We start from the raw sequence: 15654 nt of genomic DNA, 5'->3' as shown, positions 1-15654 counted from the left end.
CGGTAAGCCGTGTTGATAGGTAACAAGATGAAGCTAGATAGAATTTGGTTTATCCCACTCTTAAGGGGCAAGTAAGACCCCCACCTCAAAACGTAAGAAAATCGAGAAGTTTAGGTGGAGGATAAACTGCCCCTAAAGGTCCGATATAGAATAACTTTCATCAGTGAAGCTGATGATTAGTTATTCTTATGCCCGTGGTATAAGTTGAACTAACAATCAGTGGGGGATGAAGGAAAACCCCCACTGATTGAAGTTCAGCTTTATTTAAACAGGTATTTTTGTTACTAGTGAATTCGTTAGTTAATTACTAATTAGTGCTTGTATCTATTTAAGTAACCTATACTCAATATTTATGTGGACATAAACTATAACAAACACGTAAGGAGGTGATAGTTTATGTCAGATAAAAGAAATCATGGAAAAAAACCGGCACCGCCATTTTTTAACTACCAGCCAATGAAGCAAAAAAATGCTCTTTCACCAAAAGTTAGTAATCATAATGTTGATCCAGATGTTATTACTGGAAAGGCAACTGTTAAAGTTCCGGTTGTTTTAGCAGAAACAGTTGTACAGCTAGAATTAAATCCTAAGATTGAGTTTCCAGAACCAGTACTAGAAATAAAGAATATCAAGAAAAATTTGAAAATAACACAATGCCGCTTATTATTACCAACAAACAAACTATTTTTAGCAGGTTTTGTCCGTAAAAACATTCAATATGCGACACCTAAATATGGAACAAAAGATGCTGTTATTTCTAGTATTCGATCACTAACAATTGACGTTCCATTTAATGCTGTTACAGAAATTGATTATATTAGAAAACCTCAGTTTTCATTTGGACCACAGGATCAAACATTTACGTTCTTTACTAAGTCTGAGCTTCCAGCTGGTTTCTCATCAAAAGAACATCTACTTTCAGGAGACTTATCACAATTTGACCAGTTTAGTGGCGAGGAATTTAACGAGTTACCATATTGTGAGCTACTTTCTAGCCGTTTTATTCAATACGATGAATCATTAGATCGTAAAATGGGCCAAGTATACAACCAAAGAGGCGAATGCATTAAGGCACCTTTCGAAGAAGGTACATTTACGAAAATCGAAGAAAAAATGGTGGTAGAAATTAAGCTAAAAGTATTACAAAAGCAACAAATGAATGTAGACTCAAAAAAATAACCGTAAAACCTAGGGCTTATTCTTAAGCCTTAGGTTTTTCTTTAGAATTAAAGTAGGGACACGTAAATGGCTTATTGCAATTCTTATATTCTAGTTGTGTGAAAGGAAAGTCTATCATCTTTCGACTTTCCTTTCATCTAACATGTTTCTATCGTTTTTTACATCAATAAGTTGTGTTTTTCTTTTTTTACATACTTTTACCAATAACGGTAAAAATAAGTGATGCATTTAAGAAAAATGAAAGGGTTTGGTAAAGGTGGATTTTTTTATCATAATGGTTGCCCCAGTACTTGTCGTTTTTATTTCAGTTATTGTTTTCTTTATATGGGCATTAAAAAGTAAAGAAAATTATAAGTAGAAGGAGGAATAAAAATTGGAGTTTGATACGTTATTATTAAGCCGTTTACTTACATTTATAACGTTAGCATTTCATATTATTTTTGCAACGATCGGTGTTGGTTTACCGCTTTATATATGTTTAGCCGAGTTAATTGGTATAAAAAGAAAAGATCCATACTTTATCTTATTAGCAAGGAGGTGGACGAGAGGTTACATAATTCTTGTTGCTGTTGGCGTCGTAACTGGCACGATTATAGGTTTGCAATTATCCTTATTATGGCCTAGTTTTATGCAAAAAGCCGGTCACTTAGTTGGACTACCATTGTTTATGGAGACTTTTGCCTTTTTCTTTGAAGCCATTTTTTTAGGGATCTACATATATACGTGGGACCGTTTTTCTAATCCCATTTTTCATTGGTTATTATCCATCCCTGTTGTAATTGGGTCATCAGCATCTGCATTTTTTATTACAACTGTAAATGCATTTATGAATACACCAAGAGGCTTCACATTAGTTGATGGCTCATTTTTGAATGTACAACCATTAGTTGCGATGTTTAACCCTGCTACACCGACAAAGGTTGCACACGTATTGACAACAGCTTATTTAACTTCAGGATTTGTATTGGCAAGTATTACAGCTTACTTTTTATTAAAAGGGAAAGGTCACGTTTATTATAAAAAGGCACTACATCTTTCAATGATAGGTTGTTTAGTTTTTTCGATTTTTACCATGTTAAATGGGGATTTCGCTGGTAAGTATTTAGCCAAGTACCAACCAGAAAAACTAGCAGCAGCTGAATGGCATTTTGAGACAGAAAGCCGAGCTAAATTGCTTTTAGGTGGAATTCTTGATGAGGAAACACTAGAGGTAAAATACGGTATTGGAATTCCAGCGGCTCTCAGTATATTGGCCTATAATTCCCCTGATGCGGAAGTAATAGGACTTAATGATTTCCCAAGAGATTTATGGCCCCCACTTTATATTCATTATTTTTTTAACATTATGATATTTAGTGGAATGTTCTTAGCATTTGTTGCTGTTCTATATTTTGTTTTTTATTATGTCAAAGCATTAAATTCGCTACACCCTTGGATATTACGAGGCATATTTATAGGTGGACCCTTAGCAATGCTTGCTATCGAATCAGGATGGATTATGACTGAAGTAGGTAGGCAACCGTGGATTTTAGTAGGTCTTATGAGGACAGGTGAAGCGGTCACGACAGCAGGACAAGTGTTTGAAATGCTAATTTTGTTTACAAGTTTGTATTTCGTTTTAGGTTTATTAGTACCGGTTATTTTAATTCGTTTATTTTCAAAAAAATCTGCAGAGACTGAGATCGAAAAAAGAGGGATTATTTTATAGGAACGTGGGGTGTTACAATGAATGAAATTTCCGTTGAAATTATCGGGATCACCGTATTATGGATTTTTCTTTATGGATATTTAATGGTTGCATCCATTGATTTTGGTGCTGGATTTTATTCTTTTTATGCAAAGGTAACAGATAAAAAGCATAGTATTCGTGTTGTAATAGATCGATATTTATCTCCGGTATGGGAAGTAACCAACGTTTTTCTCGTTTTTTTCTTTGTTGGTTTGATAGGATTTTTTCCTGACACTGCCTATTATTATGGGACAGCATTGCTCGTCCCAGGAAGTATAGCATTAGTACTTCTTGCCATTCGAGGCTCTTTTTATGCATTTGCGAATTATGGGGTAAGGGAAAATAGCATCTATTTGTTTTTGTATGGTGTGTCAGGTTTGTTTATCCCAGCTTCTTTATCAATCGTTTTAACGATATCTGAAGGTGGATTTATTGTAGAAGAAGGTGGCCATGTTCACTTGTTGTTTTCTGAACTTTTTTCCAGTACATATTCTTGGATTGTAGTTCTATTATCGATTGTTAGTGTTTTATTTATTAGTGCTAGCTTTTTAACATATTACGCACAGCGAGCAGAAGATAACGATGCTTTTCAATTGATGAGAAAGGCTACGTTAATTTGGAGTGGCCCAACAATCCTCCTAAGTTTCTTAGTCTTTTTAACGTTACGAACTCATAATTTGGAACACTTTCTGGCAATGGTTGGAGAATTCCACTTTTTTGCTTTATCGTTAATATTTTTCATAGGGGCAGTCTGGTTGATTTATAAGCAAAGATATTTAGGTACAGCATTTATTTTTGTAGCTTTACAATACGGATTCGCCTTTTTTGGATATGGTTATACACATCTACCTTATATCCTCTATCCAAAATTAACGATATATGAAAGTATTACTGGTGACGAGATGGGTATTTCCTTAATTATAGCATTTATTAGCGGATTAATATTGCTCATTCCGTCTTTATTCATGCTCTTCCGTTTGTTTATTTTTAATGCTGACTATACAAAGGCTCAAGGTAATAAATAATTAAAACAGTTGTACGAAGTCCTTAGTTAATTTTTCAGTAGTGGCTGAGGGCTTTATAAGTAATTCCTCGAATAAACAAAACAATTGCAAAATAGTGAATACTAATATAAAATTACGAGTACAATATATAGTTTTTTTCCTTTTCTCCAAAACTATATATTGAAATATTACTGATATTTTGGAAATACAGGTGTCTAATATAGGCTTAATAGGGAATTCGGTGAAAATCCGAAACTGTCCCCGCAACTGTAATTGTGGACGAAATGAGAAAACCACTATATAAGATTGTCACTTTTGTGGTGCTTATATGGGAAGGCTCAAAGTAGGGTGAAGCAAAAGTCAGGAGACCTGCCTGTTTTCCTACAAGTTTCTAAGTCTTCGGGGACTAGGATTCTAGAAACGGTGCGAATAATGACCTGAGAGGTTTATTACCTGCTCATAAATTATATTATGCCGTTTCTCTAGCCCCTTTCTGCATTGGAAGGGGTTTTTTACACGTTAGGAAAGATAAGAAAAATTGAGAGAGGTGGATATAACTTGAATGCAGTTATTGATTATAAACAAAAATGGGAAGAAGAAATAACTAATATTATAAATAAATTTCCCAACCTTAATAGAATAAGTTTTGAAGAAAAATCTTTGCGAATTTTGGAGAAATTGGATGATCAAAATGAGGATAAAATTATAAATACTCTTATTTTAGAAACGCTTGATCAAGTTTCTAGTGAAGAACCAGATTGGACGTATATTGCAGCACAACTTTATTTAAAGCTTTTATACAAACAGGTTGAAAGAAATCGTGGCGGACGAATCTATCAATCATTTAATCATCTCATTGAAAGTTTATATGAAAAAGGGATCTATAGTAAGGAGCTAAAAAACAGTTATGACCCAATGGAAATTAATGAATTAGAAAGATATCTTACTCCTAAAAATGATCAATTATTTACATATATTGGGTTAAAGACGTTGGCGGATCGTTATTTAGCCAAAACACATGAAGGGTTAATTTATGAACTTCCACAAGAACGTTTTTTGATCATTGCGATGACATTAATGAGTAAAGAGCCGAAGCAAAAAAGATTAGAATTCGTGAAAGAAGCATATTGGGCTTTATCTAATCTTTATATGACGGTTGCAACACCGACCTTAGCAAATGCAGGAAAAAGTTATGGACAATTATCGAGCTGCTTTATTGATACAGTTGATGATAGTTTAAGAGGCATATTTGATAGTAACACAGATGCAGCGACTGTGAGTAAAAACGGTGGTGGCTTAGGATTATACTTAGGTAAAATTCGTGCGAAAGGCTCGTCAATTAAGGGGTTCAAAGGGAACTCATCGGGGGTTTTACCATGGATGAAGCAGTTAAATAATACAGCTGTTAGTGTCGATCAACTCGGGCAACGTCAAGGCGCAATAGCAGTATATTTAGATGTTTGGCATAAAGACATTTTTTCTTATTTAGATGCAAAATTAAATAATGGCGACGAGCGGCTTAGGACACATGATTTATTTACCGGCGTCTGTATTCCAGATTGTTTTATGGAAATGGTGGAACAAAGAGAAGAATGGTATTTATTTGATCCACATGAAGTTCGGCAAGTGATGGGTTTTTCTTTAGAAGATTACTATGACGAAGAACAAGGTAAGGGGAGTTTTCGAGAAAAGTATCAACAATGTATTGCAAACAAAGCTTTATCACGAGAAGTAGTCTCTGCAATTGAAATATTTAAACGAATCATGATATCGCAGTTAGAAACAGGTACTCCATACATGTTTTATCGAGATACAGTGAATCGATTAAATCCAAATAAACATGCTGGGATGATTTACGGATCAAATCTTTGTACAGAGATTATGCAAAATATGAGTGCAACCACGGTAAAGGAAGAGGCCACAAAAGACGGAAAAATCATCGTAACAAAGCAGCCAGGTGATTACGTTGTATGTAATTTGAGCTCAATATCATTGGCTAGAGCAGTACTCGATGACGTTCTAGAACGATTAATCCCAATTCAAATTAGGATGCTTGATAATGTTATTGATTTAAACCGTATTAACGTCTTGCAAGCTGAGATCACTAATCAAAAGTATCGAGCCGTAGGTTTAGGAACATTTGGATGGCATCATTTACTTGCGTTAAAACAAATAAAGTGGGAATCAAATGAGGCTGTTGAATATTCAGATCATTTATATGAAAAAATTAATTATCTTTCAATAAAGGCAAGTCTTGAACTGGCAAAAGAGAAAGGTGCTTATCCGATGTTTAAAGGCTCTGAATGGGAGTCTGGTAAATATTTTGATGATAGAGAATATCACTCACAGAAATGGAAGCAACTTAAGTTTGAAGTAATGAATAATGGAATTCGAAACGGTTATTTGCTTGCCGTGGCACCAAACTCTTCAACTTCGATCATCGCTGGTTCGACTGCATCAATTGATCCAATATTTAAAAAAGAATACTCAGAAGAGAAGAAAAATTATAAAATTCCAGTTACTGCTCCTGATTTGAGTGCTACGACAACTTGGTACTATAAACCGGCTCACATGATCGATCAGCATTGGAGTGTTAAACAAAATGGTGCAAGACAAAAACACATCGATCAAGCGATCTCATTTAACATTTATGTGAAAAATACGATACGTGCTAAGGAGTTGTTAGAACTTCATATAGCAGCATGGAAAGCAGGATTAAAAACTACTTATTATGTTCGTTCAACTTCTAGTGAGATAGAAGAGTGTGAAAGTTGTTCAAGCTAAGGGAGGATTAATTTATGAGTATATTGCAACGACGTAAACTTTATGATGTTACAGCACCAAATGCTTCAACGGGAATCATTAATGGAAAAAGTTCTAACGTTTTAAATTGGGATGATGTACGATTTTCGTGGGCTTATCCTCTATATAAAAATATGCTTGCAAATTTTTGGACACCGTTTGAGATTAATATGTCGACGGATATTAAGCAATATGAAAGTTTATCTGAAACTGAAAAAGAAGCTTTTAATAAAATTATTGGTTTACTTGCTTTTTTAGATAGTATTCAAACCGATTATTCGATGCATGTGGCCAAATACTTAACAGATTCTAGTTTGTCAGCATTAATGACTGTTCTTTCGTTTCAAGAAGTGGTTCATAATCAAAGCTATTCCTATGTTTTATCTAGTGTTGTTCAAAAACATAAACAAGATGAGATTTTTGAATATTGGAAACATGATCCAATCCTTCGTGAAAGAAATGATTTTATTGCTGAAGGATATGAACGTTTTATTGAACATCCAACTCCACAAACGTTATTAGAATCGATTGTATTTGATGTTATATTAGAAGGTTTAAATTTTTATTCAGGCTTTAGTTTCTTTTACAATTTAGCACGAAATCAAAAAATGGTATCAACCTCAACGATGATTAATTATATTAATCGTGATGAACAACTGCATGTTCATTTATTTTCAAATATTTTTAAGGAATTGAGAAAAGAGTATCCTGAACTTAATAGTGAAGCTAATCATAGGTTTGTTCAACGAACGTTTCGTAAAGCTGCTGAACTTGAAATAAAGTGGGCGAAATATATTATTGGAGAAAAAATAGATGGAGTCGAAATGAATGATCTTGAGGCTTATATAAAGTTTATCGCCAATAAGCGTGTGAATGAGCTAGGAGTTGAGCGACCATATGAAGGCTATCGGACGAATCCTATGAAATGGATTAAAGCCTATGAGGACGTTAATAGTAGCAAAAGCGATTTCTTTGAACAAAAATCACGCCAGTACACAAAAGTATCAGTTGATAATGGATTTGATGATCTTTAAAAAATGATTAATAAGTAAACGAGTAACTGTGAAATGAAATTCAAGAGTTTTTAGCATTATTAGCTAAAAACTCTTTTTCATTATTATGGAATAAAATTAAGACAAGTAAGTTTGATATAATGACTAGTTTTTCGGAAACAAGAGGATGATACTTAAAATAAGAGCAATACGAAATATCTTAGGGGATAATTTAAAGCTATTCATGACTATCAATGAAAACTCGAGAATATCGCTGAGTATGGCTTTTCACATTTGCGGTAATTTATGGTTTAATTAAATTATATTGTATGTACAGAAAAAACTTTACGAACAGTAGAACGATTATGGAAAGGAAGTGTCATAATAATGGATAAAAGTGACAGGTCAGTTTTTAAAGTATCAGTTGGTATCGCTGCTCTTTTTGTATTAATTGGTGTGCTTATTCCTAATCAGTTAGGTCAAGCAATGGTTGTTGCTCAAAGCTTTGTGCTTGAATCTTTTGGTTGGTTTTATCAACTAGTAGCTACATTTTTTCTGATTTTTGCTATTTATATGATCTTTAGTAAATTTGGTAAGATTAAACTTGGAAAAGAAGATGCTAAACCAGAATTTAGTCGACCGACATGGTTTGCGATGTTATTCTCAGCAGGTATGGGGATAGGACTGTTATTCTATGGAGTAGCGGAACCAATTGCTCATTTTGCTTCACCACCTATGGGAGAGGGCAGTACAGAACAATCTGCCATTATGGGGATGCGCTATACATGGCTTCATTGGGGCTTACATGCTTGGGCTATTTATGCAATGGTCGCTTTAGCACTTGCTTATCAAAAGTTTAGAAAAGACGCACCGGGATTAATGAGCGCAACACTTTATCCTGTGCTTGGTGAAAAGGTGAAAGGTCCGATTGGTCAAACAGTCGATGTCATCGCGGTTTTTGCGACTTTATTTGGAGTAGCAGCTTCATTAGGTTTAGGCTCTCAACAAATAAACGCAGGACTAGAATATCTTATCGGTATTCCTAATAACTTTATGGTACAAATGTTAATTATGGGTATCATAACAGTTCTTTTCATCATCTCAGCAAACACAGGAATTTCTCGAGGTATAAAGTATTTAAGTAATATTAACATGTCATTAGCGACATTACTTTTATTTGCAATGCTAATCCTTGGTCCTACGCTATTTTTACTCAACATGTTTACGACAAGTCTAGGTAGCTATGTGCAAAATGTTGCTCTAATGGGTTTACGTTTATCACCTTTCGATGGAAATGAAGCAGCCTTTACACAAGGGTGGACAGTATTTTACTGGGCATGGTGGATTTCATGGACACCATTTGTCGGTATGTTCATTGCTCGCGTTTCAAAAGGAAGAACGATACGTGAATTCACAATAGCGGTATTACTAGTCCCAACACTTGTTTGTGGTCTCTGGTTTACGGTATTTGGTGGAACCGGGATTTATTTAGAATTAATTCAAGGTCTAAATGTATCAGGTCAGGGACTTGAAACAGCGTTATTTTACGTATATCAACATCTACCTTTCGGAATTGTTCTTTCTATTTTAACAGTAGCATTGATAACCACTTTTTTTGTTACTTCAGCTGATTCGGCAACGTTTGTATTAGGAATGCTGACAACTGGTGGTCAGTTAAACCCTAACAATCGAGTTAAGGTTACGTGGGGAATTATTCTTGTTGCGTCAACTTTAGTATTAATGGCTTCTGGAGGGTTAGCCGGATTACAAACGGCTATCATTGTTAGTGCTTTACCGCTTACTATTATCATATTGATCATGTGTTATGGTTTGGTAAAAGGACTTAATAAAGATTTAAAAGAACAAAATAAAGCTAAAGATATAACAGCGGTGAATAAAAAGGAGAAAAAAATAGTTGGTAAGACTGCTATATAAGTAAATGCTAATTACGGGTAGTTTCAAAAGACACTTCTAATAATAGAAGTGTCTTTTTTCCAGTATCAGAATTTATAAATTTCTAACTTGGATACTGTCTAGCTTCAGCGCCTACGAGCTCGGTCACTTCAGTCAAGCAACGGACTTCAATTACTGCTTGAGATCCTTCGTCGATTAGCTTCATGCAGCTTTGCTTCGAGGAAGTTTGCTACGAAGCTATGCTAGAAGACGCAGAAGCACGTAAACGTAAGAAGCCAAAGAGCGGCTTCTGTCAAAGGCCTTCCAGTGCCTTTCGCTCGTGACCAAGGCGCTTGCGCTTTTCTTGTAAAATAGATTACTTTTTCAGACTACAGTAGGTAAACTAAGGTGTACCCTTGCACTCTTTTACACTTGAAAGATAAGGGTTAAGAAAAAATATGAAAGTTGAAAACTATTTTATAAGTTGTAAGGTATATAGAGTGAATTAATTAATTGGATCTCTAAACATCATAATTGATTTGATTAACAAAACAATAACGAGGAGAGGAAAGAAAATGAAAAACCTATTATTTTTTATTTTGTTTTCAAGCTTACTAGTTCTAGGGACTGCTTGTTCACCTGATGAAGGAACGCAAATCCCTGAAAGTGAAGACTCTATAGAAGAAAAAAATGAACAAGAAGAAGCAGAAAAAGAAGAATTAGATGATGAAGTTAGTATCGAAGAAGAAACATCAAAGGAAGAAGTAGAAACCGAACAGAAGGAATCTAAGCAAGAAGATTCTAACCTAAATCAGGAAGAAAGTGCATCGGAAGTTGATCAAGATATTGTCACCTTATTAAAAGGTAAAGTTATTGTAGGAAAGGAAATTAATGATGTGAAGCAATTACTCGGCGAGCCAATTGTTAATCATAAAGATACGATTATGCATGCATGGAGATATGATTATACGGAAGATGGCTACAAGTATAGTAACGAGCTTATATCTGTCGATGTTGCGGGTTTGACAGAGCGAAGTATGAACGCGCAAGTTTTTGTATACTTTGAAAACAATAAGGTTTCTTCAGTTTCTATTTATTATTTCACTGATGAAGATATTATGCACTACCGTGAAACAAAGGAAGGGTTTGAAGAATACTCTGCAAGTGCAGATTAATTACTTTATGAGAAAAATGGGAAATGATGTGAAAAATCCTTACTACATGGTAGTAGGGATTTTTTTTCTTTTCAGGGAATAAAGTTTTTTTCAGTTAGTTATTGTAAATGACCTTATTATTACATAAAATAAAAGTGAGTAATCACTCATTAAAAGATGGGAGGTCAGCAAATGATGAATACTTCTTTAAAAGTACAAGTAACAAACGTTTGTAAAAGCTTTGAAAATAATTTAGTCTTACAAAACATTAATTTAGATGTTAATGAAGGTGAAATTTTTGGATTGCTTGGTCCATCTGGTGCAGGGAAAACAACGTTAGTAAAAATGATTGCAGGTATCAACAATGCAGACAGTGGGACGATTCGTGTATTAGATGTATTGATGCCGAACCTATCATTACTTAAGAAGGTTGGGTTTATGGCTCAATCAGATGCTTTATATGGTGAACTTACAGCTTTAGAAAACCTAGATTTTTTTGCCGCAATTTACGGATTGAGAGGTAGTATAAGAAAAGCCAGAATTGATTCAGTCATGGATTTAGTTAAGCTTACAGAAAATCTGAGGAAGCCAGTAAGTCAATATTCAGGGGGAATGAAAAGAAGGTTATCCTTAGCTATATCATTGTTACACGAACCAGAAATATTAATCTTAGATGAACCAACAGTGGGGATTGATCCGGTACTAAGGCAGTCTGTGTGGAACGAACTTAAGAGGCTAAGTGAAAACGGTACGACTATAATAGTTACAACCCATGTAATGGATGAAGCAGAAAAGTGTGAGCGTTTAGCATTACTTCAGGATGGTCATATAATAGCAACTGGATCTCCAGAAGAGTTAAAGGAGAAAACAAATGCATCTTCAATCGAAGAAGTTTTTTTACAATATGGAGGTGCTGATGTATGAAGGTAAAAGCATTAGTTATAAGAATTATACGGCAGTTTATAAGAGATAGACGAACAATTGCGATGATTATCGTTGCGCCTATGTTTATCCTTTGGTTAGTTTCTCTAGTTTTTGCTGGAGAAAAGTATGAGCCAACAGTTGGTCTTGTAGGTGGGGATGAAAGGATTGCTGAAAAGTTTGAAAATGCAGTGATGTTTAACGAAGAAAAAGGTGCGTTAACTGCTTTAATAAACACAGAGATTGATGGATATTTAGTTATTCAAGAAAGCTCACCAACGATCGTTATTGAAGGAACTGATCCAGCTATTAATAATGCTGTAATTCATATGGTTCAAACAGCCATACAAAGTCTCCAAAATTCAAATGTCGAAAAACAATCGAAACCAGAAATCGTTTATTATTATGGTTCTGAAAATATGAGTACATTTGATAATATAGGTCCCTTTTTAATTGGTTTCTTTGTTTTTTTCTTTGTATTTATTATAGCAGGAGTCTCTTTTCTGAGGGAGAGAACGAGTGGAACTTTAGAAAAATTATTATCAACACCCATAAAGCGCTGGGAAATCGTTATAGGCTATGTACTAGGATTCGGGATCTTTACAACGATACAATCAGCGATTATCGTCTTTTTTTCTATAAAAATTTTGGGGATGACGATGATAGGTTCAATTTGGTTAGTATTATTAATAACCCTTATCTTATCAATGACCGCTCTTACTCTTGGAACTTTACTATCTGCATTTGCGAAAACTGAATTACAAATGTTTCAATTTATTCCAATTGTCATTGTCCCTCAAGTATTTTTCTCAGGTCTATTTAATGTTGATACGATGGTTCCGTGGCTTAAATCATTAAGCATTATTATGCCTTTAACCTATGGTGGAGAAGCAATGCGAGATATTATGTTACGAGGAAAAGGAATATCAGATATAGTGTTTAACTTAACAATATTAATGTTATGTTCTATTGGTTTTATGATATTAAATAATCTCGCTCTAAAAAAACACCGAAAGATTTAGAGAAATTGTCTGATGTTGGCTAAAGGTTTATAATGATAGTACTCTTGTAGTGATTAAAGGAGCAAATAAATATGTCACAATCAGATTCCTTTAGGGAACTATTATTATTAGATGTAAGCAACGAAGTAAAATACAGTGAAAAACAATTAAAAATTTTAGAAGCAGCTATTGAAACTTTTTCTGAAAAAGGATATGCAGCGACATCGACGAGTGAAATTGCAAAAAGAGCTGGAGTAGCAGAAGGAACGATATTTCGTCATTACCATACTAAAAAAGAATTACTTATAGCTATTGTTTCTCCGTTAATGACGAAACTTGTCGGGCCACATATGGCAAAAGATTTTGCTAAAAATATATTTGAAGTGGAATATAAAAGTTTTAAAGATTTTATTAGAAACTTAGCTTTAAATAGGTATGAGTTTGTAAAAAAACATTCATTAGTTGTTAGAATTCTCCTTCAAGAAATTTCACTTCACGATGAATTGAAAGAGCCTTACATGAAATTATTTCAGGATCATATCTATGAAAAATTTAAAAATAAGATAATTGAATTTCAAGATAAAGGAGAAGTTGTTCCGTTACCACCTGATACAATTATACGATTAATCATAACGACGATTGTTGGAACTCTTGTGTCAATGTTTGTGCTGTTACCTGAAAAACAATGGGATTATGAACTAGAAATGAACAGTACGATTCAATTATTAGTGAATGGATTAATAGTGAAGTAACATGTTTAAATATAAGTCTGTCTTTTCATCATCTAAACTACTCTTTTTAAGGATAGACTATTACCACGGTAGAAAACCTTACTTTCTGTATATAAGAAGGGAAGGTTTTTTCTATTTGTGAGGTTATCACTATTGTCACAGTTTATTCAAAGAAAAGTAACAATTCCGTCATACTTTGCTCAACTATTCACAAATAAATATATTATACTTAAAGTAAGTTAGTAATCACTAACTAACACATAAATTTAATTTTAAATAAGGAGTGAAGGACTTATGTTTATGAATTTTTTAAGAAATAACGTATATGCATCTGGAATATTAACGGTGTTAAGAATATATTTAGGTTGGAAGTGGTTAACTGCAGGATGGGGTAAAATCACTGGCGAACCTTTCAATGCTGCAGGATACTTAAACGGTTCAGTCAATAACCCAGTAATGAGTGGAGAAAGTTTAGTGTATCCGAACTATGTAGCGTTTTTAGAAAATGTAGCTATTCCTAATGCTGATCTTTTTAGCTTTATGGTAGCTTGGGGAGAGTTCCTAGTAGGGTTAGGCTTAATTTTAGGTGTACTAACTACAGCAGCTGCATTCTTCGGAGTTGTGATGAACTTCAGTTTCATGTTTGCGGGAACAGTATCAACAAATCCGTGGATGATCTTAATTTCAATGTTTATTTTAGCAGCAGGTGCTAATGCAGGGAAATTTGGTGGAGACCGTTGGGTATTACCATATTTAAAGCAATTGGTATTCGGTAAGCTAATTAAGAAAACAAACAATGTAGAAACTACAGCATAATATAATTTAAATAGAGAGTACACGACTTCCATTGGTCGTGTACNCGGAGTTGTGATGAACTTCAGTTTCATGTTTGCGGGAACAGTATCAACAAATCCGTGGATGATCTTAATTTCAATGTTTATTTTAGCAGCAGGTGCTAATGCAGGGAAATTTGGTGGAGACCGTTGGGTATTACCATATTTAAAGCAATTGGTATTCGGTAAGCTAATTAAGAAAACAAACAATGTAGAAACTACAGCATAATATAATTTAAATAGAGAGTACACGACTTCCATTGGTCGTGTACTTTTGATTCTACGTCATAGTAGAAATGACGAAATTATTTCATTTGAGTGATTTTCAAGATTGCAAAACCAAAGTCACATAAAACTATATTTTAGTTAAGAAGGTTAAATATAAATACTGGCGAGTAGAATCAATTATAAAATTCATTCTACAGTGGTTATCACTATCGTCACAGTTTATTAAATAAAAAGTAACAAATTCGTCAAACTTTGATCAACTATTCACAAATAAATATATTATACTTAAAGTAAGTTAGTAATCACTAACTAACGCATAAATTTAATTTTAAATAAGGAGTGAAGGACTTATGTTTATGAATTTTTTAAGAAATAACGTATATGCATCTGGAATATTAACGGTGTTAAGAATATATTTAGGTTGGAAGTGGTTAACTGCAGGATGGGGTAAAATCACTGGCGAACCTTTCAATGCTGCAGGATACTTGAACGGGTCAGTCAATAACCCAGTAATGAGTGGAGAAAGTTTAGTGTATCCGAACTATGTAGCGTTTTTAGAAAATGTAGCTATTCCTAATGCTGATCTTTTTAGCTTTATGGTAGCTTGGGGAGAGTTCCTAGTAGGGTTAGGCTTAATTTTAGGTGTACTAACTACAGCAGCTGCATTCTTCGGAGTTGTGATGAACTTCAGTTTCATGTTTGCGGGAACAGTATCAACAAATCCGTGGATGATCTTAATTTCANCAGTCAATAACCCAGTAATGAGTGGAGAAAGTTTAGTGTATCCGAACTATGTAGCGTTTTTAGAAAATGTAGCTATTCCTAATGCTGATCTTTTTAGCTTTATGGTAGCTTGGGGAGAGTTCCTAGTAGGGTTAGGCTTAATTTTAGGTGTACTAACTACAGCAGCTGCATTCTTCGGAGTTGTGATGAACTTCAGTTTCATGTTTGCGGGAACAGTATCAACAAATCCGTGGATGATCTTAATTTCAATGTTTATTTTAGCAGCAGGTGCTAATGCAGGGAAATTTGGTGGAGACCGTTGGGTATTACCATATTTAAAGCAATTGGTATTCGGTAAGCTAATTAAGAAAACAAACAATGTAGAAACTACAGCATAATATAATTTAAATAGAGAGTACACGACTTCCATTGGTCGTGTACTTTTTGATTCTTTTCCAGGATTT

The 15654-nt window shown here is 34.1% G+C and carries 13 protein-coding genes, 1 pseudogene and 1 riboswitch; all 14 genes and pseudogenes read left to right on the top strand.

What is annotated here, in order from left to right:
* The first annotated feature begins 396 nt into the window (after window positions 1-396).
* The 14 genes and pseudogenes from BKP45_RS01445 (at window position 397) to BKP45_RS23635 (ending at window position 15588) form a co-directional block, all read left to right on the top strand.
* Entirely contained in the window at window positions 397-1179 is a 783-nt protein-coding gene (locus BKP45_RS01445; RefSeq protein ID WP_071388076.1) for a CsxC family protein, read from the top strand.
* Window positions 1180-1435: 256 nt separating this feature from the next.
* Window positions 1436-1537: a cytochrome bd oxidase small subunit CydS gene (gene cydS / locus BKP45_RS23475; RefSeq protein WP_407639569.1), complete on the top strand. Its 102-nt coding sequence runs from the start codon at window positions 1436-1438 to the stop codon at window positions 1535-1537.
* 15 nt (window positions 1538-1552) lie between these two features.
* The gene (locus BKP45_RS01440) at window positions 1553-2887 is read left to right on the top strand and encodes a cytochrome ubiquinol oxidase subunit I (RefSeq protein ID WP_071388075.1); all 1335 of its coding nucleotides are present in this window, start codon (window positions 1553-1555) and stop codon (window positions 2885-2887) included.
* Window positions 2888-2913: 26 nt separating this feature from the next.
* Window positions 2914-3933, top strand: coding sequence for a cytochrome d ubiquinol oxidase subunit II (locus BKP45_RS01435; RefSeq protein WP_071389008.1), 1020 nt, complete (start codon window positions 2914-2916; stop codon window positions 3931-3933).
* 171 nt (window positions 3934-4104) lie between these two features.
* Window positions 4105-4303: riboswitch (cobalamin riboswitch) on the top strand.
* Window positions 4304-4470: 167 nt separating this feature from the next.
* Complete coding sequence (locus tag BKP45_RS01430; RefSeq protein WP_139193715.1) at window positions 4471-6696, top strand: ribonucleoside-diphosphate reductase subunit alpha; 2226 nt, start codon at window positions 4471-4473, stop codon at window positions 6694-6696.
* A 14-nt stretch (window positions 6697-6710) separates the two neighbouring features.
* Window positions 6711-7748: a ribonucleotide-diphosphate reductase subunit beta gene (locus BKP45_RS01425; RefSeq protein ID WP_071388074.1), complete on the top strand. Its 1038-nt coding sequence runs from the start codon at window positions 6711-6713 to the stop codon at window positions 7746-7748.
* 345 nt (window positions 7749-8093) lie between these two features.
* The gene (locus BKP45_RS01420) at window positions 8094-9641 is read left to right on the top strand and encodes a glycine betaine uptake BCCT transporter (protein WP_071388073.1); all 1548 of its coding nucleotides are present in this window, start codon (window positions 8094-8096) and stop codon (window positions 9639-9641) included.
* A gap of 533 nt (window positions 9642-10174) precedes the next feature.
* Complete coding sequence (locus BKP45_RS01415) at window positions 10175-10774, top strand: hypothetical protein (RefSeq protein ID WP_071388072.1); 600 nt, start codon at window positions 10175-10177, stop codon at window positions 10772-10774.
* Between the two features lie 174 nt (window positions 10775-10948).
* Window positions 10949-11677, top strand: a complete 729-nt coding sequence (locus BKP45_RS01410) for an ABC transporter ATP-binding protein (protein ID WP_071389006.1) — start codon at window positions 10949-10951, stop codon at window positions 11675-11677.
* A complete protein-coding gene (locus tag BKP45_RS01405) occupies window positions 11674-12696 on the top strand; it encodes an ABC transporter permease (protein ID WP_071388071.1) in 1023 nt (340 codons plus the stop codon). The genes BKP45_RS01410 and BKP45_RS01405 overlap by 4 nt, the downstream gene beginning before the upstream one ends.
* A 71-nt stretch (window positions 12697-12767) precedes the next feature.
* Window positions 12768-13427, top strand: a complete 660-nt coding sequence (locus tag BKP45_RS01400; protein WP_071388070.1) for a TetR/AcrR family transcriptional regulator — start codon at window positions 12768-12770, stop codon at window positions 13425-13427.
* A gap of 273 nt (window positions 13428-13700) precedes the next feature.
* The gene (locus tag BKP45_RS01395; protein ID WP_071388069.1) at window positions 13701-14222 is read left to right on the top strand and encodes a DoxX family protein; all 522 of its coding nucleotides are present in this window, start codon (window positions 13701-13703) and stop codon (window positions 14220-14222) included.
* Between the two features lie 45 nt (window positions 14223-14267).
* A pseudogene (locus BKP45_RS01390) lies at window positions 14268-14468 on the top strand (Crp/Fnr family transcriptional regulator); the annotation flags it as partial.
* A gap of 349 nt (window positions 14469-14817) precedes the next feature.
* Window positions 14818-15588: a DoxX family protein gene (locus BKP45_RS23635; RefSeq protein ID WP_084787513.1), complete on the top strand. Its 771-nt coding sequence runs from the start codon at window positions 14818-14820 to the stop codon at window positions 15586-15588.
* Window positions 15589-15654 lie beyond the last annotated feature (66 nt).

The organism is Anaerobacillus alkalidiazotrophicus, assembly GCF_001866055.1.
The sequence above is the reverse complement of the archived record's forward strand: the minus strand, read 5'-3'. Positions and strand labels throughout refer to the sequence as shown.

Bases quoted from the DNA above. Each gene is read 5' to 3' on its own strand.
- BKP45_RS01395 (WP_071388069.1), top strand. From the start codon at position 13,701: ATGTTTATGAATTTTTTAAGAAATAACGTATATGCATCTGGAATATTA.
- BKP45_RS01400 (WP_071388070.1), top strand. From the start codon at position 12,768: ATGTCACAATCAGATTCCTTTAGGGAACTATTATTATTAGATGTAAGC.
- BKP45_RS01415 (WP_071388072.1), top strand. From the start codon at position 10,175: ATGAAAAACCTATTATTTTTTATTTTGTTTTCAAGCTTACTAGTTCTA.
- BKP45_RS01405 (WP_071388071.1), top strand. From the start codon at position 11,674: ATGAAGGTAAAAGCATTAGTTATAAGAATTATACGGCAGTTTATAAGA.
- BKP45_RS01410 (WP_071389006.1), top strand. From the start codon at position 10,949: ATGAATACTTCTTTAAAAGTACAAGTAACAAACGTTTGTAAAAGCTTT.
- BKP45_RS01420 (WP_071388073.1), top strand. From the start codon at position 8,094: ATGGATAAAAGTGACAGGTCAGTTTTTAAAGTATCAGTTGGTATCGCT.
- BKP45_RS01445 (WP_071388076.1), top strand. From the start codon at position 397: ATGTCAGATAAAAGAAATCATGGAAAAAAACCGGCACCGCCATTTTTT.
- BKP45_RS01425 (WP_071388074.1), top strand. From the start codon at position 6,711: ATGAGTATATTGCAACGACGTAAACTTTATGATGTTACAGCACCAAAT.